The sequence below is a fragment of the Janthinobacterium sp. JF4 genome (assembly GCF_059617925.1).
In genome coordinates, this window is the sequence record NZ_JCAQAV010000051.1 from 1 (window position 1) to 22,237 (window position 22,237).

At 63.3% G+C, this 22,237-nt stretch carries 21 protein-coding genes and 1 tRNA gene; 7 read left to right on the forward strand and 15 right to left on the reverse strand.

Translation table 11 applies throughout. The features are described 5' to 3' along the window. Nucleotides 1-192 precede the first annotated feature (192 nt). The 3 genes from pabB to AC54AF_RS24480 all read right to left on the reverse strand — a co-directional run bounded on the left by pabB (nucleotide 193) and on the right by AC54AF_RS24480 (nucleotide 3,471). A complete protein-coding gene (gene pabB / locus AC54AF_RS24470; RefSeq protein WP_496638650.1) occupies nucleotides 193-2,037 on the reverse strand; it encodes an aminodeoxychorismate synthase component I in 1,845 nt (614 codons plus the stop codon). A gap of 21 nt (nucleotides 2,038-2,058) precedes the next feature. After that, nucleotides 2,059-2,634 carry a nucleoid occlusion factor SlmA gene (gene slmA, locus AC54AF_RS24475; RefSeq protein ID WP_077398421.1) on the reverse strand — a complete coding sequence of 192 codons (576 nt, stop codon included), beginning with the start codon at nucleotides 2,632-2,634 and terminating at the stop codon, nucleotides 2,059-2,061. A 102-nt stretch (nucleotides 2,635-2,736) separates the two neighbouring features. After that, nucleotides 2,737-3,471, reverse strand: coding sequence for a pyrimidine 5'-nucleotidase (locus tag AC54AF_RS24480; protein ID WP_496638651.1), 735 nt, complete (start codon nucleotides 3,469-3,471; stop codon nucleotides 2,737-2,739). 95 nt (nucleotides 3,472-3,566) lie between these two features. Here AC54AF_RS24480 and AC54AF_RS24485 point away from each other — a divergent pair, with 95 nt between their 5' ends. After that, the gene (locus AC54AF_RS24485) at nucleotides 3,567-4,436 is read left to right on the forward strand and encodes a TraB/GumN family protein (RefSeq protein ID WP_496638652.1); all 870 of its coding nucleotides are present in this window, start codon (nucleotides 3,567-3,569) and stop codon (nucleotides 4,434-4,436) included. 159 nt (nucleotides 4,437-4,595) lie between these two features. On the opposite strand, the gene AC54AF_RS24490 is transcribed toward AC54AF_RS24485, so the two are convergent. Both AC54AF_RS24490 and argB read right to left on the reverse strand, forming a co-directional pair. Beyond that, nucleotides 4,596-4,670: transfer RNA gene (locus AC54AF_RS24490), tRNA-Thr, on the reverse strand. Between the two features lie 65 nt (nucleotides 4,671-4,735). After that, nucleotides 4,736-5,629, reverse strand: coding sequence for an acetylglutamate kinase (gene argB / locus AC54AF_RS24495; RefSeq protein WP_010393729.1), 894 nt, complete (start codon nucleotides 5,627-5,629; stop codon nucleotides 4,736-4,738). 231 nt (nucleotides 5,630-5,860) lie between these two features. Between argB and AC54AF_RS24500 the strand changes: the two genes are divergently transcribed. The 3 genes from AC54AF_RS24500 to AC54AF_RS24510 all read left to right on the forward strand — a co-directional run bounded on the left by AC54AF_RS24500 (nucleotide 5,861) and on the right by AC54AF_RS24510 (nucleotide 10,388). After that, complete coding sequence (locus AC54AF_RS24500) at nucleotides 5,861-6,064, forward strand: cysteine-rich CWC family protein (RefSeq protein WP_496638653.1); 204 nt, start codon at nucleotides 5,861-5,863, stop codon at nucleotides 6,062-6,064. 93 nt (nucleotides 6,065-6,157) lie between these two features. Continuing rightward, on the forward strand, nucleotides 6,158-9,205 hold the full coding sequence (locus AC54AF_RS24505; RefSeq protein WP_496638654.1) for a response regulator: 3,048 nt from the start codon (nucleotides 6,158-6,160) through the stop codon (nucleotides 9,203-9,205). A 31-nt stretch (nucleotides 9,206-9,236) separates the two neighbouring features. Beyond that, a complete protein-coding gene (locus AC54AF_RS24510) occupies nucleotides 9,237-10,388 on the forward strand; it encodes a response regulator (RefSeq protein ID WP_496638655.1) in 1,152 nt (383 codons plus the stop codon). Between the two features lie 4 nt (nucleotides 10,389-10,392). On the opposite strand, the gene AC54AF_RS24515 is transcribed toward AC54AF_RS24510, so the two are convergent. Beyond that, a complete protein-coding gene (locus tag AC54AF_RS24515; RefSeq protein WP_496638656.1) occupies nucleotides 10,393-11,676 on the reverse strand; it encodes an extracellular catalytic domain type 1 short-chain-length polyhydroxyalkanoate depolymerase in 1,284 nt (427 codons plus the stop codon). A 54-nt stretch (nucleotides 11,677-11,730) separates the two neighbouring features. Beyond that, the gene (locus tag AC54AF_RS24520; RefSeq protein ID WP_034783786.1) at nucleotides 11,731-12,144 is read right to left on the reverse strand and encodes a ribbon-helix-helix domain-containing protein; all 414 of its coding nucleotides are present in this window, start codon (nucleotides 12,142-12,144) and stop codon (nucleotides 11,731-11,733) included. A gap of 361 nt (nucleotides 12,145-12,505) precedes the next feature. Between AC54AF_RS24520 and AC54AF_RS24525 the strand changes: the two genes are divergently transcribed. From AC54AF_RS24525 to AC54AF_RS24535, 3 genes are all read left to right on the forward strand, one after another. Next, a complete protein-coding gene (locus AC54AF_RS24525; RefSeq protein ID WP_496638657.1) occupies nucleotides 12,506-12,655 on the forward strand; it encodes a DUF1289 domain-containing protein in 150 nt (49 codons plus the stop codon). A gap of 8 nt (nucleotides 12,656-12,663) precedes the next feature. Next, nucleotides 12,664-13,587 carry an MBL fold metallo-hydrolase gene (locus AC54AF_RS24530; RefSeq protein ID WP_131689515.1) on the forward strand — a complete coding sequence of 308 codons (924 nt, stop codon included), beginning with the start codon at nucleotides 12,664-12,666 and terminating at the stop codon, nucleotides 13,585-13,587. Nucleotides 13,588-13,686: 99 nt separating this feature from the next. Then, nucleotides 13,687-14,640: a nitronate monooxygenase gene (locus tag AC54AF_RS24535; RefSeq protein ID WP_131689516.1), complete on the forward strand. Its 954-nt coding sequence runs from the start codon at nucleotides 13,687-13,689 to the stop codon at nucleotides 14,638-14,640. Between the two features lie 106 nt (nucleotides 14,641-14,746). Here AC54AF_RS24535 and AC54AF_RS24540 read toward each other — a convergent pair whose 3' ends face one another. The 8 genes from AC54AF_RS24540 to AC54AF_RS24575 form a co-directional block, all read right to left on the reverse strand. Then, on the reverse strand, nucleotides 14,747-15,328 hold the full coding sequence (locus AC54AF_RS24540) for a hypoxanthine-guanine phosphoribosyltransferase (protein ID WP_496638658.1): 582 nt from the start codon (nucleotides 15,326-15,328) through the stop codon (nucleotides 14,747-14,749). A 63-nt stretch (nucleotides 15,329-15,391) separates the two neighbouring features. Then, nucleotides 15,392-16,648, reverse strand: a complete 1,257-nt coding sequence (locus tag AC54AF_RS24545) for an AMP-binding protein (RefSeq protein WP_131689518.1) — start codon at nucleotides 16,646-16,648, stop codon at nucleotides 15,392-15,394. Next, on the reverse strand, nucleotides 16,645-17,004 hold the full coding sequence (locus AC54AF_RS24550; protein ID WP_131689519.1) for an MmcQ/YjbR family DNA-binding protein: 360 nt from the start codon (nucleotides 17,002-17,004) through the stop codon (nucleotides 16,645-16,647). Before AC54AF_RS24550 ends, AC54AF_RS24545 begins: the two co-directional genes overlap by 4 nt. A gap of 15 nt (nucleotides 17,005-17,019) precedes the next feature. Then, nucleotides 17,020-17,856, reverse strand: a complete 837-nt coding sequence (locus tag AC54AF_RS24555) for an ATP-binding cassette domain-containing protein (RefSeq protein ID WP_131689520.1) — start codon at nucleotides 17,854-17,856, stop codon at nucleotides 17,020-17,022. Nucleotides 17,857-17,980: 124 nt separating this feature from the next. After that, entirely contained in the window at nucleotides 17,981-19,300 is a 1,320-nt protein-coding gene (locus AC54AF_RS24560; protein ID WP_131689521.1) for an ABC transporter substrate-binding protein, read from the reverse strand. A 57-nt stretch (nucleotides 19,301-19,357) separates the two neighbouring features. Beyond that, nucleotides 19,358-20,416, reverse strand: coding sequence for a branched-chain amino acid ABC transporter permease (locus tag AC54AF_RS24565; RefSeq protein ID WP_034752817.1), 1,059 nt, complete (start codon nucleotides 20,414-20,416; stop codon nucleotides 19,358-19,360). A 78-nt stretch (nucleotides 20,417-20,494) separates the two neighbouring features. Then, on the reverse strand, nucleotides 20,495-21,391 hold the full coding sequence (locus tag AC54AF_RS24570; RefSeq protein ID WP_207781057.1) for a branched-chain amino acid ABC transporter permease: 897 nt from the start codon (nucleotides 21,389-21,391) through the stop codon (nucleotides 20,495-20,497). Nucleotides 21,392-21,416: 25 nt separating this feature from the next. Then, a complete protein-coding gene (locus AC54AF_RS24575; RefSeq protein WP_029496076.1) occupies nucleotides 21,417-22,232 on the reverse strand; it encodes an ABC transporter ATP-binding protein in 816 nt (271 codons plus the stop codon). Nucleotides 22,233-22,237: the final 5 nt, after the last annotated feature.

The window sequence follows — 22,237 nt, forward strand, 5'->3', positions numbered from 1 at the left end:
GCCTTCGGCAATGCGCCTTGCCCTGAACTGTTTCAGGAGTCCATGGCGGCGTTGCGATGCCTCGTCGTGCAGTTCGCACTGCCTTCGGCAATGCGCCTTGCCCTGAACTGTTTCAGGAGTCCATGGCGGCGTTGCGATGCCTCGTCGTGCAGTTCGCACTGCTTTCGGCAATGCGCCTTGCCCTGAACGGTTTCAGGCGCTAGCGATAATATGTGCCGGCATCGCGCCGCGCAGCGCATTGCAGACGACGATCGCCTCGGCCCGCGCCAGCATGGCGCGCGTGATGATGGTTTCCTGCGCGTTCCAGACAGGATCGGCCAGCATGGCCGCGCGTTGTACGCCGGGCAGCAGGCCGCAGGACAGGGGTGGCGTGTGCCAGCGGCCATCGAGCCGGACGAAGACGTTGCTGCGCCCGCCCTCGGTCAGCTCGCCCCGTTCGTTAAAGAACAGCATGTCGAAGCCGCCTTGCGCCTCGGCCGCGCGCCAGGCCGCGTCGTAGCGCGCACGCACGCTGCTCTTGTGACGCAGGAACAGGTCGTCCGCCACGGTGGCGTCGGGCGCCAGCAGGATGGTGACCGTGTCCGGCAAGGCGCTGAGCGTACCGCTTTGCGTCGTGAACCGGCCATCCTGGCGCAGCGCCAGGCGCAGGCGGAAGGGAGCGTCGTCGGGGCGTGCCGCGCAGGCCGCCTGCAGGGCGGCGCGCGCGGCACTGTCACTCCAGGCAAAACCGAAGTAGGCGCAGGAAGCGGCCAGGCGCGCCAGGTGGCGTTCTTGCTGGCGGCAGCCATAGTCGCGGCTGGCGTGCAGGGTTTCGAACAGTTCGAAGTCGTTGCCCAGCCCCGTCAGGAAGCGGGCCTTGAGCTGGCATTCCGCAAATTCTTCCTGCGGGTCGCTGTCGAGCACGATGCCGGCGCCCACGCCCATCTCGCCGCGCCGGATGCCGTCAGGGCCAGGTGGCTGCAGGGCCAGGGTGCGGATCGGCACGGACATGCAGAAGTCGCCCACCGCATGGACCGCACCGGCGTTTGGTGGATCGAACCAGCCGATGGCGCCCGTGTAGATGCCGCGCGGCGCTGGTTCCAGTTCGGCGATGATTTCCATGGTGCGGCGTTTCGGTGCGCCCGTGATCGAGCCGCACGGGTACAAGGCCTGGAAGATGTCGGCCAGGCTGGCATCCTGGCGCAGGCGCGCCTGCACGGTGGAGGTCATTTGCAGCACGCTGCTGTAGCGCGTCACCTCGAACAGGGCCGGTACCTTGACGGAGCCCGTGGCGGCGATGCGGCCGATGTCGTTGCGCAGCAGATCGACGATCATCAGGTTTTCCGCGCGGTTTTTCGGGTCGTTGGCCAGGGCGGCGGCGCGGCGCGCATTTTCTTCCGCTTGCTCCGCAGGGGCGGCCGGCGCCGTGCCTTTCATGGGACGCGCCGTCAGCTCGCCCTGCGCATGGCGCACGAACAGTTCCGGCGACAGCGACAGCAGGGCGCCGCCATCGGGCAGCATCACCAGCGCGCCGTAGGGTACGGGCTGGCGCGCGCGCAGCCGCGCATACAGGGCCAGGGGCGAGCCGAAGGCGTCGAAGCGCAAGCGATACGTGTAGTTGACTTGATAGGTGTCGCCGGCCACGATGTAGTCGTGGATGCGGTGCAGCGCCTGCGTAAATTGCGCCTGATCGACATTTGCGTGTATATCGGCCACGCCGGCCGGCGCAGCTTCCGCGCGGACGCGCTCGTCCAGCCACTGCGCCACGTCGTTCTGCGACAGTTGCGTGCAATGTTCAAAGACGAGCACTTGCGCCAGCGGCGGCGCGCCGATGCCGGCCGCGCGCGGCGGCATGCTCAGCAAGTGCGCGCCCAGTTCGTAGCTGCACACGCTGACGGCGTACTGGCCGCGCTTTAAGGCATCTTGCAGCCCCGCGAGCAGAGCCGGCCACTGCCGTCCCTCGGTGCACTGCAAGACCGTTGCCAGGCCCGTGTACAGGCGCGAACCGGCGCCCGGGGTGCTGGCGTCGTCGAGCAGGGCTAAACAGTCGGTGTGCATGGAGACAGCCGCGGCGGTGACTTACCCCAGCAGCATGGCGATTTGCAGCGCCGCTTCCTGGGAGGGATTGATCTTGAAGCCGCTCTTGGCGTAGCGGTGCCAGCGTCCGATGACGAAGCCGACGATCAGGGTGGCGCGCGCCGCCACTTCGCTTTCCTTGCCATGGCCTTCGGCGGCGGCCACGCGCAAGGCTTGCTTGAGTGCCAGTTCCACGCGGTCGTAGAACTGGTTCATGCGCACTTGCAGGCGCTCGTCCTCATTGACCAGCGCGTCGCCGATCAGCACGCGCGTCATGCCCGGATTGCTGATGGCGAAATTGAGCAGCATGCCGATGATGTCGCGCGTTTGCGTCATGCCGTCGCTGTGTTTTTCCGCGATCTGGTTGATCAGGCCGAAGACGCTCGACTCGATGAACTCGATCAGCCCTTCGAACATTTGCGCCTTGCTGGCGAAATGGCGGTACAGGGCCGCTTCCGACACGGCCAGTCTGGCCGCCAGTGCGGCAGTGGTGATCTTTTCGCCTTTCGGCTGCTCCAGCATTGCGGCGAGGGCCTGAAGAATTTGTAGCCTGCGTTGGCCCGGCGGTGTGCTTGCCATATTTTCTCTTGTCGTTAAAAAAAATGCTGCCTTGATGGGGATATCCGTCACCGCCGCTAGCGGTGCGGCTTCCGGCGTCAACCGGAAGCCCAGGAGTCCCCTTCAACGCAAACGGTGAAGGCGGCGTGCCAAATGCCGGACAGATTTTACTTTGACATCGACGTAAGCGGGGCGATTTAACGCTCTGGGCAGCTTTGCCACGCCGATCGGATCAGCCATTTTCAGGTATTGCGTGACCCAGGCCGTGCGCAGGCCCAGTTTTTTCGCGCCCTTCAGGTTGGCCAGGGTGTCTTCCACCAGGATGCAGCGGCCAGGGCGGATCTGGTGCTTGCGCATCAGTTTGCGCAGCATCAGGGTCGATGGCTTGGGCCGCAGCTGGCGGTGCACATGCATCGCCTCGATGGCGATATGCTGCGAAAAATGCTGGCGCAAGCCCAGATGGCGCATTACGTCGCTCGAATAGCGCAGCGGCGCGTTGGTGAGTAAAATTTTACGGCCAGGCAGGCGTTTGAGTAAAGCCCCGAGTCCGCGCTCGGCGCGTATCATGGCGCGCAAATCGTCGAAGGCGTGCGTCTCGTGCAAAAAGTGTGCGGCCTGTACCTGATGGTGCTTGACCATGCCCAGCAAGGTGGCGCCATAGCGGCGCCAGTAGGCCGCGCGCGCCGCATTGACGATGGCGTCGTCGGCCGGCGTGACGCCATCGCCCAGTACGCGGGCAATATACGTGTTCATATTGGCCGTGATGGTGGGGAAGATGGCGTGCGAGGCATTGTGCAGCGTGTTGTCGAGGTCAAACAGCCAGACCGGCGACGAGCGGTTAAGATGGGACACAGGCACAGGAGTCTTTAGGCAAGATGATAAGCAAGATGAAAAATTCAACAATCAGGAAAACCATGCGACGCCAGATTATAGTGATGTTTTGCGGATTATTCTTGCTGCCGTTGCCGGCGGCCTTCGCGGAAGCGCCGCCCGTGGCGCAAAACCGGGGTGCCCTGTTCAAGGTGCAGGATGCCAGCCACACCCTGTATTTGTTCGGTACCATCCACGTTGGCGCCCCTGATTTTTATCCGCTCGAGCCGACGGTGACGCAGGCATTGGAAGGCGCCGGGGCGCTGGCGCTGGAGATCGATCCTGGCGCCGACCCGCGCGCCGCCTTGGGCGCGGTGCTGAAATACGGCATGGAGGCTCCGGGCAGCAAAGTGCCTGCCGACTGCCGCCAGACCCTGGCGCCGCGTCTGGCGCCGCTGTTGCAAAAATACGGTATAGCGCCCGAAGCGGTGGCGCCGATGAAGCCGTGGATGCTGGCCAGCATGCTGGCTATCGGCGAGTTTTCCACCCTCGGCTACCGCTCCGACCTGGCGGTCGACAATTATCTGTCGCAGCAAGCCAGGGCGCGCAAGATCCCCGTGGTGGAACTCGAGTCGATGGAAGGCCAGATGGCGCTGTTTGGCGCCATGTCGCCCGGCGACCAGTGCCGCTTCCTGGAAGACGGCGTGGCGTCGATCGAAGACCAGGAACAAAGCCAGGAAGCGCGCGAAATCGCCGACGCCTGGCGCAACGCCGACGCGGCCGCCTTCGACAAGCTGGCCGCCAAAGCGGCGACAGACCCCTCGTTCGCCGCGCAGTTCGTGCAAAAGGTGTTGTTAGATGGACGTAACCCGGCCCTGGCCGACGGCATCGCCAAGCTGCTGGCGCGCGAAAAGCACAGCCTGGCCGCCATCGGCGTGCTGCACCTGGTCGGAACGAAAAGCGTGCCGGATTTGTTGCGTCAAAGGGGCTTGAAGGTCGAGCGGGTGTATTGAACTGTAGAAGAGGAAACGCTGGCTTAGCCGCGCAACAAACGGCGGCAGAGCAGATGGAAAAGTGTTCAGGGCAAGGCGTCCTGACGAAGACAGTACGAATGTACGGCGAGGAAGGACAACGCCGCCATGGACAGTTTTTCAGCTGCGGGGAAAGGATACTGGTGCCCTTGACGTGGATCGAACACGTGGCCTCTCCCTTACCAAGGGAGTGCTCTACCACTGAGCTACAAGGGCAAATTAAAAGCGGCGCCAGGTGATCTGCGCCGCCAAACTACTCGCTGTGATGCATTGCGATTTTTTTAGTGCGAACGGATCATAGTACCAAAAGCCTGCTCGGTCAACACTTCCAGCAATAATGAGTGTTCGATGCGGCCGTCGATGATGTGCACCGTGTTGACGCCGGACTTGGCGGCGTCGAGCGCGGACGAGATCTTCGGCAGCATGCCGCCCGAGATCGTGCCATCGGCGAACATCTCGTCGATTTCGCGCGCGGACAGGTCGGTCACCAGGTTGCCCTGCTTGTCCTGGACGCCGGCGATGTTGGTCATCATGATCAGCTTTTCCGCTTTCAGGATTTCCGCGATCTTTCCGGCTACCACGTCGGCGTTGATGTTGTAGGCCTGGCCATCCTGGCCGAAACCGATCGGCGAGATGATGGGAATGAAGGCGTCGTCCTGCAGCGCCTTGACGACGGCCGGGTTGATCGCGTCGATCTCGCCGACAAAGCCGATGTCGAGGAATTCGCCCGGATGTTCGCGGTCCGGCATCTGCATCTTGCGCGCGCGGATCAAGCCGCCATCCTTGCCCGTCAGGCCGACGGCCTGGCCGCCGTAATGGTTGATCAGCATGACGATATCCTGCTGCACTTCGCCGCCCAGCACCCACTCCACCACTTCCATGGTTTCTTCATCGGTAATGCGCATGCCTTGCACGAAGGTGCCTTGCTTGCCGATTTTTTTCAGCGCGTTGTCGATCTGCGGTCCGCCGCCGTGCACCACGACCGGGTTCATGCCGACCAGCTTGAGCAGGATGACGTCGCGCGCGAAGCCGTGCTTCAGGCGTTCGTCCGTCATGGCATTGCCACCGTACTTGATGACGATGGTCTTGCCATGGAAATTGCGGATGTAGGGCAGGGCCTCGGCCAGAATCTGCGCCTTGATTTGCGGCGACACCGCCGTCAAGTCGTCATTCATGTCCAGGTTCAAGTTAGCTAGTTGATTCATGGCGAGTCCGGAAAATAGATTGGTGAGATTTTACAGGGAAGAAGAAAATCTTGGAGGCATTATAGGGCGATCTTGTTGTATTTTCCCTGATGATCCTATAGTCTGGGCCGATATGTCTCCCAGCCAGCCCTTTTACTGCCAGTTACATCTGCGTCGCATCCCGGCGCAGCATGACACACACTTGCCAATTCACCCATCGCCATGAGCCAGTGCACTCTCTGCGGCGCCACCTTCCAGTGTGGCCAGACTGACCCGCACGCCAGCGGACCATGCTGGTGCACGGCCCTGCCGCCCGCCATGCCCGTGCCCGGCGGGCGCGCCATCGGCTGCTGGTGCCCGGCCTGCCTGCAAGCGCATATCGCGACCCTGACACCCCCTGTAAAAGCCATCACGCCGGCCAATTGAGCGCTTCGGTATAAATTGCTTTGCAATAAACCTTGCATTCCGTAGGGGAATACGTTCAGACTTCGATTTTCAAGAATTTCTGATAGGAAAGACATGCGCTTCAGGGATATCCGCATCGGCGTGCGCATCAATGCCGGTTATGCCATTCTGATCGGGTTGATGCTGGTCGTCATCGTCCTGGCGGGTAGCCGCATCTATGCCATCCGCGCCGAGACCGACGACATCCTGCAGCGCGACTGGGTCGCCGCCAAGGCCACCAGCAAGATCCACGGGCTGGCGCGCGAGGCGGCCACGCGCATCGGCAGTCTGCCGAACCAGCACGATCTGGCGCTGCGCCAGGCGAATCAGGCGCGCCTGGAAGCGATCAAGCAAGGCATCGACGAGCAGGTGCGCATCCTCGACGGTCTCGATGCGCGGCCGGAGGAACGGCGCCTGCTGGAGCAGATGCACCTGGCCCGCGCCGATTACTACGTGTCGCTCAAGGCGATGTTCGAGCTGGTCGAGCGCGGCGAGGATGCCCGCGCCGAGCAGGCCATGCAGACGCAGACCTTGCCGGTGCTGGAAAAAGTGCTGCTGTACGTGGGCCAGCTCGACGACCTGCAGCAGCAGCTGATCCGCGACAGCGCGGCCAGGATACGCAACGACATCGATACCTCGCTGCTGCTGATGGGCGGCATCGGCCTGGCGGCCCTGCTGATCGGCCTTGCCTTTGCCTGGTCGGCGCGCTCGATCACGCGTCCGCTGGGCGAGGCGGTGGCGATCGCCACGCGCGTGGCCAATGGCGATCTCAGTTCCGTCATCGAAGTGACGTCGCGCGACGAGACGGGCGAATTGCTGCAGGCGCTCAAGGACATGAGCACCAGCCTGGCCGTCGAGCAGGATCTGCGCCATGCCGTCGAAGTGGCCGAGGATGCGACGAAGATGAAGTCGGACTTCCTGGCGAACATGTCCCATGAAATTCGCACGCCGATGAACGGCATCATCGGCATGACCCACCTGGCGCTGCAGACGGAGCTCACGTCAACCCAGCGCAACTACCTGGAGAAGGTGGAATCGGCCTCGAAGAACCTGCTGGCCATCATCGACGACATCCTCGATTTCTCGAAGATCGAGGCGGGCAAGATGGCCTTTGAAAAAGTCGATTTCTTCCTCGAAGACGTGCTGGCGCAGATCGCCGACCTGTCCGTGATGCGGGCGCAGGACAAGGGGCTCGAACTGCTGTTCGACATCGCGCCCGACGTGCCGAACGCATTGCAGGGCGATCCGCTGCGTCTGGGCCAGGTGCTGATCAACCTGACCAACAACGCCATCAAGTTTACGGACAAGGGCGAGATCGTCGTCACCATCCGCCTGCAGCAGCTGGAAGAACATGCGGCGGTGCTGCGCGTGGATGTGCGCGATACGGGCATCGGCCTGACGCCGCCCCAGCGCAGCAAATTGTTCCAGGCATTCACCCAGGCCGACACTTCCACCACGCGCCACCATGGCGGCACGGGCCTGGGACTGACCATCAGCAAGCGCCTGGTGGAAATGATGGAAGGCGAGATCGACCTGGTAAGCGAAGCGGGCGTGGGCAGCACCTTTTTCTTCACGGCCCGCTTCGGCCTGGCCGCCGTGCCGCGCGACAGCTTGCCAGTACCACAGCAGTTCCAGGGCCTGCGCGTGCTGGTGGTCGACGACAACCCCAGCGCGCGTGAAATCTTCGTCAGCATGCTGACGGCGCTCGGCTTCGAGGCGCGTGCCGTGTTTGGCGGCGTGCTGGCCATCGGCGCCGTGGCGCAGGCGCGTGCCGAGGGGCGCCCGTACGGGCTGGTGCTGATGGACTGGAAAATGCCGGGCATGAACGGTCTCGATACCCTGGCCGGCATTCGCGCCGACGCCGCCGGCATCGATGCGACGCCGGCCTGCATCATGGTCACGGCCTTCCATCGCGAAGCGCTGCTGGAAGCGGCGCGCCAGCGGGACTTGCCGCTCGACGGCGTACTGAACAAGCCGGTCAGCGCCTCGACCCTGCTCGACCAGATATCGTTCGTGTTTGGCGGCGTGACGGGGCAGAGCCGCAAGACGCAGCGCCAGAGCAGCTACCGCGACGACGAACGCGCCCTGCGCGGCGCCTGGCTGCTGCTGGTGGAAGACAATGAGGTCAACCAGGAAGTGGCGCAGCATATTCTCAACGACGCCGGCATCCGTGTCGACATCGCGGGCAATGGCGCCATCGCACTGGCGAAGATCGAGGAAAACGCCTATGACGGCGTGCTGATGGATTGCCAGATGCCGGTGATGGATGGTTATCAGGCGACGCGAAAACTGCGCCAGGATCCCCGTTATTCGAATTTGCCCGTGATCGCCATGACGGCCAATGCCATGGTGGGCGACAAGGAAAAATGCCTGGACGCCGGCATGAATGATTTCATCGCCAAGCCGATCGACGTGGCACAGCTGTTCGGCACCCTGGCGCGCTGGATCGCGCCGGCCATGCCGCAGGAAATGACGGCGGTGGTGGCGCAGCCGGAAGCGGAACTGCCCATGATCGCCGGCCTGAAAATGGCGGAAGCCATGCGCCGCGTGGGCGGCAATGCCGCTTTGATGCGAAAATTGCTGGACCGCTTCGTGGAAACCCAGTTCGACGCCATGCAGCGCATCGTTGCCGCCATCGAGAACAACCAGCTCGAGACGGCGATCCGCGAAGCGCACACCCTGAAGGGCCTGGCCGGCAATATCGGCGCCGGCGGCCTGGCCGACAGCGCCGCGCGGGTCGAGCACTTGCTCAGCCTGGGTTCGCACGACGGACTGCCGCAGGCGCTGGCCGCCTGCACCCTGGCGCTCGACGAGCTGGTGCCGAAGATCGTGCTGGCCATGCAGTCGCGCGGCCATGTGGCCGAGGCGGGCGGCGCGGTGGTGGCGCACGTGGCGCCGGTGGACCGGGCGCACCTGGAAGCGGGCTTGCGCGAATTGTCGCAGTTGCTGCAGCAGGACGATGCGCAGGCCGTCAAGCATCTGGAGGGCATCGGCCCCGTGCTGGTCGCGGCCGGGCAGGCGGAACATGCGCGCCAGTTGAAGCGCATGCTGGGACAATACGATTTCGAAGGTGCGCTGGCGCAGCTGGGCGAGGTGGCCGATGCGCTGGAGCTGACACTGTGACAAGGATAACTATGCAGAGCGAAGGACGGGCATGAGAGCGCCGGCAAGCAAGCCAACCATCCTGGTGGTCGATGACACGCCAGACAATATCGACCTGCTGCGCGCGGTGCTGGAAGACGATTACCGCACCAAGATCGCCGTCAATGGCGAGCGTGCCCTGAAGATCGCCGCCGGCAGCGACCAGCCGGACCTGATCCTGCTCGACATCATGATGCCGGGCATGAGCGGCTACGATGTGTGCCGTGCGCTGAAGGCCGATCCCGCCACGGCCGGCATTCCCGTGATTTTTGTCACGGCCATGAGCGAAGTGGCCGACGAGCAGCTGGGCCTGGCCCTGGGCGCCGTCGACTACATCACCAAGCCGATTTCGGCGCCCATCGTGCTGGCGCGCATCAAGACGCAGCTGGCGATGAAGCAGATGCAGGATTTCTTGCGCGACCAGAACCAGTACCTGGAAACGGAAGTGGAGCGCCGCGTGCAGGAAGTGGCGGCGCTGCAGGACGTCACGATTCACGCCATGGCCTCGCTGGCCGAGACGCGCGACAGCGAGACGGGCAACCATATCCGCCGCACCTCGCACTACCTGAAAGCGCTGGCGGAGAAGGTGCGCGGCTTGCCGCGTTTCCGCGATTTTTTGACGGACAAGAACATCGAACTGCTGTTCAAGACGGCGCCGCTGCACGATATCGGCAAGGTGGGCATCCCCGACCATATCCTGCTCAAGCCCGGGCGTTTCGAGCCGCACGAAATGGCCATCATGAAGACGCACACCACCCTGGGACGCGACGCCATTCTGGCGGCCGAGCACGAGCTGGGCATCGAAGTCGATTTCCTCAAGTATGCCAAGGAGATCGCCTACAGCCACCACGAGAAATGGGATGGCAGCGGCTACCCGCAAGGCCTGGCTGGCGAGGACATCCCGATTTCGGCGCGCCTGATGGCGCTGGCCGACGTGTACGACGCCCTGATCAGCCGGCGCATCTACAAGCAGGGCATGGGCCATGCGCAGGCCGTGCAGATCATCGTCGAGGGGCGTGGTTCGCACTTCGACGCCGAGATCGTCGACGCCTTCCTGCAGATCCAGGATCAGTTCATCGCCATCTCCAACCGCTATGCCGACGGCGTGTGCGAGATCGCCGACAAGCAGCGGCAGATCGCGCCCTTCGCCGGGAACATCAGCTGACGGATTAGCTGACCGTCTTGAAGAAGCGCAGCATCTCCCGGCTCGCGTCCGGCCCCTTGCCGTCCGTGTAGCTGCCGTTATTGCTGCCGCCGGACCAGGCATGGCCGGCGCCGTGGATGACCCAGTGTTCGCCCAGCGGCGAGCCGTCCGCCTGGCTGTGCGTGGTGCGCGTGTAGCGGTGGCCATTCGGCACGCTGCCGTCGGTGGAAGCGGCCCTGGCCGCCGTGCCGCCCGCCTGGCTGCGCACGCCCTGGGCGATCAGTGCATCGCCATTGCGCGGGTTGACGGTGGTGTCGCGGTCGCCGTGGAAAACGATGATGGGCACGCCGCCCGCCGGCGCCTTGCGCTGGGCATTGGGCATGGCGCCGCCCTTCATGGCGGCCAGCGCCGACGGCAAGTCCTGCGCCGAGGCGAACGGCAGGCCCGAATGCACGCCGACGGCGGCAAACAGGTCAGGGTACAGGGTGCCGACGATGACGGCCATGGCGCCGCCCGCCGACAGGCCGGCGACGAATACTTCGCGCTCGTTCACCGGGTAGTCGTCGATGACTTGCCGGGCGATGCCGGCGATCAGCGACGGTTCGCCCTGGTCGCGTTGCTGGTCGATGGCATTGAACCAGTTCCAGCAGCGCGAACTGTTGGCGCCCTGCGTCTGCGCCGGGTAGACGACAAAACACTCCTTTTCTTCGGCCAGTGCATTCATTTGCGTGCCGGCGGCGAAATCGTCGGGATTTTGCGTGCAGCCGTGCAGCATCACGATCAGCGGCATGGCCTGGCCGTGATAGCTGCTGGGGATGTACAGTTTATAGGAGCGCGTGCCCGCATGGTTGCGGTACACGCCGTCGATGAACTGCGCACCAGCGGGTAGTTCCGCCGGCGTGGCGGCCGGCGCGTTGAAGCCGGGCGGGTGGAAATGCGGCAGCTCGAAGCTGGGCATGTCGAAGCTGTGCTGACCCAGGCCGGCGGGCACGCCCAGGCGCGCCATGAAATCCTGCGCGAAGACCTGCGCCGCCTGCGCGGGCGTGGGCGGCGCGGCAGGCGTTTCTGGCGCGGCGGCAGCTTGCGCCTGCGCGGCGCGGGCCTGCGCTGGTGCCGGTGGTGGCGCAGGTGGTGGATTAATATCGCGCATGGTCTGCGCAGGCGGCGCTTGCGTGGCCGCCGCCTGCGGCGCCAGGCCGGCGGCGGACAGCGCCTGCTGGATCGCTTCGGTGGCGGCGGCGGGGCCCTTGCCCATCAGATTGCGGGTCGCTGCGCGCATCTGCGCCAGCATGTTGAGTGGTAGTTTCATGACCATCCTTAATGGTGCCGCGCATCGGCCGGGTCATCGCCGCGAACCGATACGCTAGTGAATTCGCCCTGCGAGCGCCGTCTTGACGACGGTGCTGGCGTGCAGGGCACCTAATACGAAAATCGACTCGATGGTGGCCAGTGCCAGTTCCACGGAGACGTCGCTGGCGATGCTGGCCAGCCCCAGCACCTGTATCTGCAGGCGCTGGCCGGCTGCCTGGATCGCTTCCAGGTCGGCGCGTGAATAATGCTGCATGCCCAATACCAGGCTTTTGCGGGCGACGGTTTGTTTCACCACGTCGGCGTGGATGCCCAGCTGGTTGCGTATGGCCGTACGGATCAGATCCGTGCGGTTGGAATAAAACCCCTCCTGGACCAGCAGATCGATCTGCCCCAGGTCGATCAAGCCGAGGTTGATCGTGATTTTCTCGGATTCCCCAATTTTGGGCTTGCTGTCTTGCTTGGCCATATCTCTCCAAAGACTCCACGTGGCATCCAATTGCCATCTGTATGGATGGTAGTATAGTTGTGAAATATCTCAAGTCAAGCAGGATCTGGCCTGATCGTGTTGTAGGACGGGCACCCGCAGAGTGAAAATGGCGGCAAAATAAATTTCCGGAAGATGCGTTTTTGATCCTGCTTTCGCTTGAAAATGTATTCATAGAAACATTGCATGCCGACGCCATCGCCTAGTTGGCGCGGTTTCGCGGCATAATGCAAGCCTGTACAGTCACCGATGCCGCTCCATGATGGTCGCTACCCCACCTCCGCCAGCCGTTCCGCTCCCCTTGCCGTCACCGGTGCCATCGCCCTGTGTCAGCCTGTGCAAGATGAACCGCAACAGCGGCTTGTGCGAAGGCTGCCTGCGCACGCTCGACGAGATCATTGCCTGGAGCAAGGCCGACGACGACTTCAAGCGCGCCGTGTGGGCCGCATTGCCGGGCCGCGAATCGCTGCTCGATTTCGAGCCCGATTACTGAGGAAGCCCATGCCGCGATCGCCAGCGCTGTTCCCCGATGCCATGCAGGTGTTCGAACGCGGCTGGCTGTCGTCGAATAACATCCTGTTCCAGGGCAGGGACGACACGGCCCTGATCGACAGCGGCTATGTCACGCATGCGCCGCAAACCCTGGCCCTGCTGCGCCACAGCCTGGCGGGCCGGCCGCTGGACCGCCTGTTCAACACCCATCTGCACTCCGACCATTGCGGCGGCAACGCGCTGCTGCAAGCCGAATACGGCTGCCACACGGCCATTCCCGTGTCGGAGGCGGACAAGGTGCGGACGTGGGACGTGGACGCCCTGAGTTTCCAGGCCACGGGCCAGCAATGCCCGCGCTTCGGCTTTGACGCCACCGTCTCGCCCGGCGACACGTTGACGTTGGCCGACATGGCGTGGCAGGCGCTGGGCGCGCCGGGCCACGACCCGCACTCGCTGATTTTTTACTGCGCCGACGAGGGCATCCTGATCTCCGCCGACGCCCTGTGGGAAAACGGCTTTGGCGTGATCTTCCCGGAACTCGATGGCGGCTCCGGTTTTCTTGAGGCGCGCGCCACGCTGGACCTGATCGCCAGCCTGGACGTGCGCGTGGTGATTCCCGGCCACGGGCGGCCGTTCCAGGATGCCGCCGGCGCCCTGCAGCGCGCCTGGTCTCGTCTCGATTACCTGTCGTCCGATCCCGTGCGCAATGCGCAGAACGCGGTGAAAGTGCTGCTGAAATTCTTGTTGCTGGAACGCCAGCGCATCGCCCTCGCCGAGGTACCAGGCCTGCTGCGCGGCATGCCCGTCTTCGAAGAGGCCAACCGGCGCTTCCTGCGCCAGGAGGCGGCCGCGCTGGCCGAGTGGGCCGTGTCGCAGCTGGTGCGGGCCACAGCGGCAAAGGTCGAGGGTGAGTACTTGCTCAACGAAGGCTGAAACGGCCAGGCGATAAATTCAGCACGACCGTACTTTTTCTGCACTATAATCAACGTTCAGTGTGTTTCTCATCCCGATCAACTTTCCAGCGAGTCCGCCATGGCATTGCCTGTTGCGTTGCAAAACCTCTCCTTACCCGTTATCGCTTCGCCGATGTTCATCGCCAGCGGCCCGGCCCTCGTCGCGGCGCAGTGCAAGGCCGGCATCGTCGGTTCCTTCCCGGCCCTGAACGCGCGTCCCGCCGAATTGCTCGATACCTGGCTGACGGATTTGCAGGCCGAGCTGGCCGCTTTCCAGGCCGCCAATCCCGATAAAAAAGTGGGGCCGATCGCCGTCAACCAGATCGTGCACCAGTCGAACGACCGCCTGGCACATGACGTGGCAGTGTGCGTGAAACACCAGATCCCCATCATCATTTCCTCGCTGCGCGCGCCGCCCAAGGAAATGCTCGACGCCATCCACAGCTACGGCGGCATCGTGCTGCATGACGTGATTTCGATCCGTCACGCGAAAAAGGCGCTGGAGGCGGGTGTCGATGGCTTGATCCTGGTGGCCAGCGGCGCCGGCGGCCACGCGGGCACCCTGTCGCCGTTCGCGCTGGTGGGCGAAGTGCGCAAATTCTTCGACGGTCCGCTGGCGCTGTCGGGCTCCATCGCCACGGGCGATGCCGTGCTGGCCGCGCAAGCGATGGGCGCGGACTTCGCCTACATCGGCTCGCGCTGGCTGGCGACCAAGGAATCGAACGTCAGCGATGGCTACCGCGACGCCATCGTCGAATCCGCGGCATCGGACATCGTCTACACGAATCTGTTTACGGGCGTGCACGGCAATTACCTGAAAAAATCGATCGTCGCAGCCGGACTCGATCCGGAAGCCTTGCCTGAAGCGGACAAGAGCGCGATGAATTTCGGTTCCGGCAGCGCCAAGGCCTGGCGCGACATCTGGGGCGCGGGCCAGGGCGTGGGCTTGATGGATGACGTGCCGAGCGTGGAAGAGATGGTGGCGCGCCTGAAGGCCGAATATGATGCGGCGCGCGCGCGGTTGAAGCTGTAACGCTGGTGGTCGTTGTCGGATTACGGCCTTTGGCCTAATCCGATCTACGCCACCGGGCACTGGTAGGTCGGATTAGCGCGCAGCGCGTAATCCGACAACACCACAATCACTCCTGCTTCAAATCCTCGGGCTTGATGGCCCACAGGCCTGGCAGGTTGCGCCAGTAGCCATACGCATCCATGCCGAAGCCGACGACGAAGCGGTTCGGGATCACCAGGCCGACGATGTCGGCTTGTACAGGTTTCTTCTTGCCGATGGCCTTGTCGGCAAACACGGCCAGGATCACTTCCGAGGCGCCCATGTCCAGCAAGCGCTGCTTGACGTGCGCCAGGGTTTCGCCTTCGTCGAGAATATCGTCGAGCACGATGACGGTGCGGCCCGCTACATTCGAGCGGGGAATGACTTTCCACACCACTTCGCCACCCTTGTCGTCGTCGCCGTAGCGGCTCACATGGATGTAGTCGAATTCGAGCGGAAAACTCAATTGCGGCAGCAGGCTGCCCGTAAACACGACGGCGCCGCCCATCACGCCCAGCACCAGCGGGAACTCTTTCGAGTCTTCGGCATTGAAGCGCGTGTTGAGCACCTCGGCCATGCGCGTGATCGACGCCTGCACGGCGTCTTGGTCGAACAGCAGTTCCGCGTTCTTGATCAGGTCACGGGCACGGTTGTGATGAAATTCTTGCATGGACTCTTGCATGGCGATGAGTAGGGCTGATGGTCAATGCCGGTATTATCCCGCAAATCGGCCTTATTTGTAATCGCGCATATCATCGATGACCTTGCCGTCCTGCGCGAGGCTGCCCACGGCCACCAGCACCACTTCTCCCCGCAGCTTGGTCAGTTCGCGGATCGAGCCGATGATGGCTTCCACGCCGCTGGCGTCCGTCGGATCGTCGACTTCGCAATGCAAAGTCATCTCGTCGTTGGCCATGCGCCCGGACACCACCAGCCGCGCCTTCCTGATGTGCGGATGGCGGCGCGCGATGTCGTGCACCTGCGACGGATGCACGAACATGGCGCGCACCTTGGTGGTCTGATCGGCGCGCCCCATCCAGCCTTTGATGCGCGTATTCGTGCGCCCGCACGGCGACTCCGGCGCGTCCATCAGCACGGCCGACAGGTCGCCCGTGGCAAAGCGGATCAGCGGATAGTCGGCATTGAAGACGGTGACGACGACTTCGCCCACTTCGCCCGGCGCGACGGGAATGCCGCTGCCCGGATGGACGATTTCGAGCAGCACGTTTTCGTCGACGACCATGCCCGGATTGAGCTTGCCATCGCTGGCCGTTTCATAGGCGATGCTGCCGATATCGGCCGAGGCATAGGTCTGGAACACGTGCGGCACGCCGTTCTCGGCAAACCAGCTGCGCAGGGATTCGGGCAAGGCTTCGGCGCCCATCACTGCCTTGGTGACGCTGCTGATGTCGGCGCCCATTTCGCGCGCCTTTTCGATGATCAGTTTTAAAAATGACGGCGTGCCGATATACGTGTCCGGCTTCAGGTCGGCCATCGCCTGCACCTGCATTTCCGTCTGGCCGATGCCGGCCGGGATGACGGTGCAGCCGATGCGCGCGGCGCCGCCTTCGACCATGAAGGCGGCTGGCGTGAAGTGATATGAAAAGCAGTTCTGCAGCAAGCCGCCGGCGCGCACGCCGGCCGCATACATCGGGCGCGCGAAGCGCCACCAGTCGGGGCCGCGGCCTTCGGGATCGAAGATGGGACCGGGCGAGACGAAGACGCGCGACAGGGCGTTTTTCGGCGTCGTGTTCAAGCCGCCGAACGGCAGCGCGCCGTGCTGCAATTGCTTGAGGTCGGACTTGCGCGTCACGGGCAGCTGCGCCAGCGCGGTGCGGCTGGTGATGTCGGCTGCGTTGACGCCATCGAGGATGCGGGCCCAGCCCGGCGCCTGTTGCGCGCGCGCGATCAGCTGCGGCAGGCCGGCCATCAATTCGCGTTCGCGCGCTTCGGGGGCGCGTGCTTCCAGACTGTCGAGCGTATCGGTCATGTTGCTGATTCTCCAATGTCACGTTGCATTTTTTTCGTCAGCCCCGCAACAATCAGGCTGTATGAGCGCTGCAGCAGGGCGGCCATTTCGTCGTCGTCCAGCGCGTCGGGGCTGGCGACCAGCACCCACCTGGCCCGCGCCAGGTAGGGCGCCGGGCGAAAGCCGGGGCGGTCCGTCAATTCCAGGAAGCGTTCCGCATCGACCTTGAAGCTCATGCCGCGCGTGCTGTGTGCTTCCGCGCCGCACAGGGCGAACATCTTGCCGCCGACGCAAAACGCCAGCACGTTCGTCCACTTGATGTCTTCGGTCGCGCCGGGAAGGCCGCGGCAGACTTGCTTGGCCCGTTCCAGGTCCATGACTTGCCTCCTGCGTCAGGCCAGCCAGCGCTTGCGGCGGCGGTAGAACTTCATGTCGCGGAAGCTCTTGCGCCCGGCGCTGGAGACGCCCAGATAAAACTCCTTGACGTCTTCGTTGCTGGCCAGATCCTGGGCTTGCCCTTCCATCACGACGCGGCCGTTTTCCAGGATGTAGCCGAAGTCGGCGTAGCGCAGCGCCACGTTGGTGTTCTGTTCGGCCAGCAGAAAAGACACGTTCTCCTTGTGATTCAAATCCTTGACGATGCCGAAGATCTCTTCGACGATCTGCGGCGCGATGCCCATCGACGGCTCGTCCAGCAGAATCATCGACGGCTTGGCCATCAGCGCGCGGCCGATGGCGCACATCTGCTGTTCGCCGCCCGAGGTATAGCCGGCCTGGCTGCTGCGCCGCGTTTTCAGCCGCGGGAAATAGTGATACACCTTCTCCAGCGCGTCTTTCAGCTCGCCGCGCGACAGGCTGCGCGTGTAGGCGCCCGTCAGGAGATTTTCCTCGATGGTGAGGTGGCCGAAACAGTGGCGCCCTTCCATCACTTGCGACAGGCCCCGCTTGACCAGTTCATTCGGCGTCAATTGATCCACGCGTTCGCCCTTGAACTGGACTTCGCCCTTGGTGACGTCGCCGCGCTCGCCGCGCAGCAGGGTCGAGATGGTTTTCAGGGTGGTCGACTTGCCGGCGCCGTTGGCGCCCAGGAGTGCCACGATCTTGCCCTGCGGCACTTGCAGCGACACGCCCTTCAGGACCAGGATCACATGGTCGTAGATGACTTCGATATTGTTCACCGACAGGTAGGGCGGTGGGGTGTCTGGTGTTTGCGTGGCAGTGGGTGTCATGGCTGCTTCGTTTTCATGTGATGTTGGTGCTTGTCGGATTACGCTGCGCTAATCCGACCTACGTGGATGCGGCGTAGGTCGGATTAGGCCGCAGGCCGTAATCCGACACCACCCCGAGAGCCGCTTACTTCATGCACGCCGGCGTGATCTTCTTCTCGTCGGCGTACTTGCCGGACGATTCCTCGACGAGTTTACGCACCAGGGCCTTGTCGCCGACGATCCATTTCGGCGTGATGGCGGTCCACTTCTTGCCATCCCACTGCTGTACCTTCACGGCGCCCGAGCCTTCATGGTCGTCGCAGCTGGTCTTCACGGTGGGGAACATGCCCAGCGCACCCACGGCCTTCTGGCGCGCATCGTCGACGTTCAGATTTTCCAGGCCCCAGCGCATCTGCTCTCCCGTGACGGGCTTGCCCTTGCCGAATTTTTCCTGCGCCACGCGGATCGCTTCCACCCACAGGATGCCGGCCGTCACGCCGCGCATGTGGTAGACGGAGCCGATGCGCGACTGGTCGGACAGGTTGCCCTTGCCGGACGCGTAGAGTTTTTTGCGGATGTCGTCGAGCACTGGGTAGTTGCCCGGCGTATTGAAGCTCATGGCGGTATAGCCCTTGGCCGCATCGCCCGATGGAATCGTGTCTTCCTCGGAACCGGCCCACCACACGCCCAGCATTTTTTCGCGCGGGAAGCCATTGCGTTGCGCCGTCTTGATGGCGACCGAGTTCATCACGCCCCAGCCCCACAGGATCACGTGGTCCGGCTTGGCCTGGCGGATCTGCAGCCATTGCGATTGCTGTTCGCTGCCTGGCGGCGCGACGGGAATTTTCACCAGCTCAAAGCCGTACTGCTTCGACAGCGCTTCGAGCACCGGCATCGGCTCCTTGCCGAAGGCCGAATCGTGGTACAGATGGACGATTTTTTTCCCTTTCAGCTTGTCCATGCCGCCATTCTTGTCGCCCAGGTATTTGATCATGCCGGCGGCCTGGCTCCAGTAGCTGGAGATGAGCGGATACACATACGGGAAGACCTTGCCGTTGGCGGCGTCCGAGCGGCCGTAGCCGATCATCGTCATGGGGATCTTGTCCTGCGCCACGCGGTCGAGGATGCCGTAGGCGACGCCGGTGGACAGGGTTTCGACCAGGGTGGCGCCACCCTGCTTGGTTTTCAGGCGTTCATAGCATTCGACGCCGCGCGACGGGTTGTATTCGGTTTCGCATTCTTCCCAGCTGATCTTGACGCCATTGACGCCGCCGGCCTGGTTGACCAGGTTGAAGTAGTCGATGATGCCGCCGTAGAAACCGGAGCCGCCGGCCGCGTAAGGGCCTACGCGGTAGGACGGCAGGGCGATGTACTGTTCCTTGTCCTGGGCCTGGGCGCTGCCGGCCATGGTGAGTGCGGCACTGGCGATGGCGGCGGCCAGCATGAGCGATTTGATGTGTTTCATTGTGTCTCCTCTTGTTTTATTTGGTATTCAAGTGAACCGACATCGGACTGCAAAAACTTAATGGGGGAAGGGCCAGAGTCTCAACTTTTCCTTCGCGATCTGCCACAGCCTGGCCAGGCCGTGCGGCTCGACGATCAGGAAGAAGATGATCAGCGCGCCGAACACCATCAGTTCCAGGTTCGAGGCCACGCTGGTCGGCAACGCCAGGCCATGCGCGATGGTGTTCAGGAAGACGGGCAGCAGCACGATGAAGGCCGCGCCGAGGAAGGAGCCGAGGATGGAACCGACGCCGCCGATGATGATCATGAAGAGGATGCGGAAGGACAGGTCCAGGTTGTACGCTTCCGGTTCCACCGTGCCCAGGTAGGCATACGCATACAGCGCGCCGGCCACGCCGCAGTAGAACGAGCTGACGGCGAAGGCCAGCAGCTTGGTGCGCATCAGTCTGAAACCGATCACTTCGGCCGCCATGTCCATGTCGCGCACGGCCATCCACGAGCGGCCCACGTTGGAGCGGATCATGTTCTTGGCCAGCAGGGCCATGCCGGCGACGATGGCAAGCACCAGCAGGTATTTGCTTTGCGGCGTATCGAACTGGTAGCCGAGGATGGTCATTTTCTGCACCGTGATGACGCCCGAGGAGCTGTAGTTGGTCAGATACGGAATCTTGGTCAGGCACCAGACGACGAAGAATTGCGTCGCCAGCGTGGAGGCGGCCAGGTAAAAGCCGCGGATGCGCAGGGAGGGCAGGCCGAAGGCGATGCCCACCATGGCCGCGCACAGGCCGCCCAGGATGAACGACACCAGCAGCGGCAAGCCGGGCAGGCGCGCCATGAAGTTATACGAGGCGAACGCGCCCACGGCCATGAAGGCGGCCGTGCCCAGCGACAGCTGGCCCGCGTAGCCGGTCAGGATGTTCAGGCCCAGCGCCGCCAGGGCGAAGATCAGGAAGGGAATCAGGATCGCCGACAGCATGTAGGGCGAGGCGAAATACGGCAGGAGGAAGACGGCGACGAGCAGCGTGGCCGTCAGCGCCAGGCGGTCTTGCCGGATCGGGAAAATCTGGTTGTCAGCCTGGTAGCTGGTCTTGAATTGTCCTGCTTCACGGTAAATCATGGCGTGTCCTTTACTGGCTGTTGGGGTGTTTGTCGGATTACGCCTTCGGCTAATCCGACCTACGATGCTCTTGGGGCCTTATATTCGCCGGATGATCTTCTCGCCGAACAGGCCTTCCGGACGCACCAGCAGGAACAGCAGGGCCAGCACATACGGGAACCAGCCTTCGATGCCGCCGCCCACCATGGGACCGAGGTAGACTTCTGCCAGCTTTTCCGAGGCGCCGATGATCAGGCCGCCGACGATGGCGCCCGGCACCGATGTAAAGCCGCCGAGGATCAGCACCGGCAGCGCTTTCAAGGCGATGAAGGTGAGGGCGAACTGCACGCCGTTGCGCGCGCCCCACAGCAAGCCTGCCACCATGGCCACCAGGCCCGCAACGCCCCACACCACGGCCCAGATGCGCTGCAGCGGAATGCCGACCGCCAGCGCCGCCTGGTGATCGTCGGCGACGGCGCGCAGGGCGCGGCCCACCTTGGTTTTCGAGAACAGCAGGGCCAGGCAGATCACCAGCAACGCGCAGATGCCGGCCGCCACCACGTCGAACTGCGAGATGATGATATTGAAATGCTCCATCAGGAAGGGCATCGGCACGTCTTCGATGGGCAGGTCCAGCTTGTGCACTTGCGAGCCCCACATCAGCTGCGCCAGGCCTTCGATGAAAAAGGTCAGGCCGATGGTGGCCATGAACAGCGTGATTTCCGGCTGGTTGACGAGGGGCCGCAAGACCACCCGTTCGATCGCCATGCCCAGCACGATCATGGTGAGCATCGTCAGCGGGATGGCCAGCCATAGCGACAGGCCGAACTTGTCCATGATGCCGACGCAGGTGAGGGCGGCGAAAAACACCATCGCTCCCTGCGCAAAATTGAACACGCCCGAGGCTTTGTAGATCAGGACAAAACCGATCGCCACCAGCGCGTACATGACGCCCGACAGCAGGCCGCCGATCAGCACTTCAAAGAAAAAATTGATATTCATTGCTATCCCTTGTCTGGTGCTAGTGCGCGACACCCAAATACGCGTTGATGACATCCTGGTTGCTGCGCACCTCGTCGGGCGTGCCGTCGCCGATCTTCTTGCCGTAGTCGAGTACCACCACGCGGTCGGAGATATCCATCACCACACCCATGTCATGCTCGATCAGCACGATGGTCGTGCCCAGCTGGTCGTTGACGTCGAGGATGAAGCGGCACATGTCCTGCTTTTCTTCCACGTTCATGCCGGCCATCGGTTCGTCCAGCAGCAGGATTTCCGGTTCGGCCACCAGCGCGCGGCCCAGCTCCACCCGCTTTTGCAGGCCGTAGGGCAGGCGTCCCACGGGGGTCTTGCGGATGGCCTGGATTTCCAGGAAGTCGATGATTTCCTCGGCCTTCTTGCGGTGCTCGATTTCCTCGCGCCGCGCCGGGCCCCAGTACAGGGCTTGCAAGAGGAAATTCGACTTCATCTTCAGGTTACGCCCCGTCATGATGTTGTCGAGCACCGTCATGCCCTTGAACAGGGCGATGTTCTGGAAGGTGCGCGCGATGCCGGACTTGGCGGCCGCATAGCAATCCATGCCGCGCCGGTGCTCGCCCCGGTAGATGATTTCGCCCTGCTGCGGGCGGTACACGCCATTGATCACGTTGAGCATCGAGCTTTTGCCCGCGCCGTTCGGGCCGATGATGGCGCGGATTTCATGCTGTTTGACGTCGAACGAGATGTCGGTCAGCGCCTTCACGCCGCCGAACGACAGCGAGATGTTTTTCAGGTCGAGGATCACGGGGCCCGTCTTGCGGGCCGTGCCGAAATGGGCGTCGGGTTCGTTCATTTGCATCGTGC

Bases quoted from the DNA above. Each gene is read 5' to 3' on its own strand.
- pabB (WP_496638650.1), bottom strand. From the start codon at position 2,037: ATGCACACCGACTGTTTAGCCCTGCTCGACGACGCCAGCACCCCGGGC.
- slmA (WP_077398421.1), bottom strand. From the start codon at position 2,634: ATGGCAAGCACACCGCCGGGCCAACGCAGGCTACAAATTCTTCAGGCC.
- argB (WP_010393729.1), bottom strand. From the start codon at position 5,629: ATGAATGACGACTTGACGGCGGTGTCGCCGCAAATCAAGGCGCAGATT.
- AC54AF_RS24500 (WP_496638653.1), top strand. From the start codon at position 5,861: ATGAGCCAGTGCACTCTCTGCGGCGCCACCTTCCAGTGTGGCCAGACT.
- AC54AF_RS24505 (WP_496638654.1), top strand. From the start codon at position 6,158: ATGCGCTTCAGGGATATCCGCATCGGCGTGCGCATCAATGCCGGTTAT.
- AC54AF_RS24510 (WP_496638655.1), top strand. From the start codon at position 9,237: ATGAGAGCGCCGGCAAGCAAGCCAACCATCCTGGTGGTCGATGACACG.
- AC54AF_RS24515 (WP_496638656.1), bottom strand. From the start codon at position 11,676: ATGAAACTACCACTCAACATGCTGGCGCAGATGCGCGCAGCGACCCGC.
- AC54AF_RS24520 (WP_034783786.1), bottom strand. From the start codon at position 12,144: ATGGCCAAGCAAGACAGCAAGCCCAAAATTGGGGAATCCGAGAAAATC.
- AC54AF_RS24525 (WP_496638657.1), top strand. From the start codon at position 12,506: ATGAACCGCAACAGCGGCTTGTGCGAAGGCTGCCTGCGCACGCTCGAC.
- AC54AF_RS24530 (WP_131689515.1), top strand. From the start codon at position 12,664: ATGCCGCGATCGCCAGCGCTGTTCCCCGATGCCATGCAGGTGTTCGAA.
- AC54AF_RS24535 (WP_131689516.1), top strand. From the start codon at position 13,687: ATGGCATTGCCTGTTGCGTTGCAAAACCTCTCCTTACCCGTTATCGCT.
- AC54AF_RS24540 (WP_496638658.1), bottom strand. From the start codon at position 15,328: ATGCAAGAATTTCATCACAACCGTGCCCGTGACCTGATCAAGAACGCG.
- AC54AF_RS24545 (WP_131689518.1), bottom strand. From the start codon at position 16,648: ATGACCGATACGCTCGACAGTCTGGAAGCACGCGCCCCCGAAGCGCGC.
- AC54AF_RS24550 (WP_131689519.1), bottom strand. From the start codon at position 17,004: ATGGACCTGGAACGGGCCAAGCAAGTCTGCCGCGGCCTTCCCGGCGCG.
- AC54AF_RS24555 (WP_131689520.1), bottom strand. From the start codon at position 17,856: ATGACACCCACTGCCACGCAAACACCAGACACCCCACCGCCCTACCTG.
- AC54AF_RS24560 (WP_131689521.1), bottom strand. From the start codon at position 19,300: ATGAAACACATCAAATCGCTCATGCTGGCCGCCGCCATCGCCAGTGCC.
- AC54AF_RS24565 (WP_034752817.1), bottom strand. From the start codon at position 20,416: ATGATTTACCGTGAAGCAGGACAATTCAAGACCAGCTACCAGGCTGAC.
- AC54AF_RS24575 (WP_029496076.1), bottom strand. From the start codon at position 22,232: ATGCAAATGAACGAACCCGACGCCCATTTCGGCACGGCCCGCAAGACG.